This is a genomic window from Rhodococcus sp. R1101, assembly GCF_000278445.1.
GTDB lineage: Bacteria > Actinomycetota > Actinomycetes > Mycobacteriales > Mycobacteriaceae > Rhodococcus > Rhodococcus gordoniae.
The window spans coordinates 1-1,377 of the sequence record NZ_AJVB01000717.1; the positions used below are offsets into that span (position 1 = coordinate 1).

At 71.5% G+C, this 1,377-nt stretch carries 1 protein-coding gene; it reads right to left on the reverse strand.

Annotation, left to right across the window (positions count from 1 at the left end; genetic code table 11):
* Positions 1–168: 168 nt before the first annotated feature.
* Positions 169–1,377: argininosuccinate lyase (argH, locus tag R1101_RS0123540; protein ID WP_016935623.1), on the reverse strand; the 1,209-nt coding region annotated here is incomplete at its 5' end.

Genomic DNA, 1,377 nt, shown 5'->3' on the forward strand with positions numbered 1-1,377 from the left:
ATCGGCGTCCAGTCCCACGGTCCGCTCCCCTCTCGACGATGTATCCGCACGGGTCCCCGGCACCTGCGGTTCTACACCGGTACCCGCTGCGTGCCGAGAGTATGTGCCAGCCTGCCACACCACCGTGACCGTCCCGGGCAACTCGGGGTGCCCGGGACGGCAGGTGGGTCAGCCGCGGACCCAGTCGCGCAACTGCACCGCGGCATCGCGCACGCGGCCGAGCTGCTCGACGACCCGCACGCCCGCGGTACCGCCGCGCGCGTCGCGCGAGGCGATCGAGCCTTCGACCGTGAGCACGTCCCGCACCTGCGGGGTCAGTGCCGGATCGACACCGGCCAGTTCGTCGTCGGTGAGGTCCTCGAGGCCGACTCCGCGCCCCTCGGCGACCCGCACGCACGCACCGGCCGCCTCGTGGGCGACGCGGAACGGTACGCCCTGCCGGACCATCCACTCGGCGATGTCGGTCGCGAGGGTGAAGCCGGCGGGAGCGAGTTCGGCCATGCGCTCGGTGTGGAAGGTCAGCGTCGAGACGAGACCGGCAATGGCCGGGAGCAGCAGCTCGAGCTGCGCCACCGAGTCGAAGACCGGCTCCTTGTCCTCCTGCAGGTCGCGGTTGTAGGCCAGCGGCTGCGCCTTGAGGGTGGCCAGCAGTCCGGTGAGGTTGCCGATGAGGCGACCGGCCTTACCGCGGGTGAGCTCGGAGACGTCCGGGTTCTTCTTCTGCGGCATGATCGACGACCCGGTCGACCATTCGTCCGCGAGGGTGACGTATCCGAACTCGGGAGTGCTCCACAGGATGACCTCCTCCGCCATGCGGGAGAGGTCGACGGCGATCTGCGCGAAGACGAAGGCCGCTTCCGCCGCGAAGTCACGAGAACTGGTCGCGTCGATGGAGTTGTCGGCCGCGGAGTCGAAGCCCAGATCGGCCGCGATCGCGTCGGGGTCGAGACCGAGCGACGATCCGGCCAGCGCACCCGACCCGTACGGCGACACCGCCGCGCGCTTGTCGAAGTCGCGCAACCGGTCGACGTCGCGCAACAGCGGGTGTGCGTGGGCCAGCAGGTGGTGTGCGAGCAGCACGGGCTGCGCCGCCTGCAGGTGCGTCTTGCCGGGCATCACGGCATCGGGGTGGGCCGCGGCCTGGCCGGCGATCGCTTCCACCACGTCGAGGACGCCGTCGGCGATGCGCCGCGCGCTGTCGCGCAGCCACATCCGGAACAGCGTCGCGACCTGGTCGTTGCGGGAGCGGCCCGCGCGGAGCCGGCCGCCGACCTCGGGACCGACCCGCTCGATGAGTCCCCGTTCGAGCGCGCCGTGCACGTCCTCGTCGGATTCGGCGGGACCGAACGCACCCGAGGCCACATCGGCGGCGAGTCG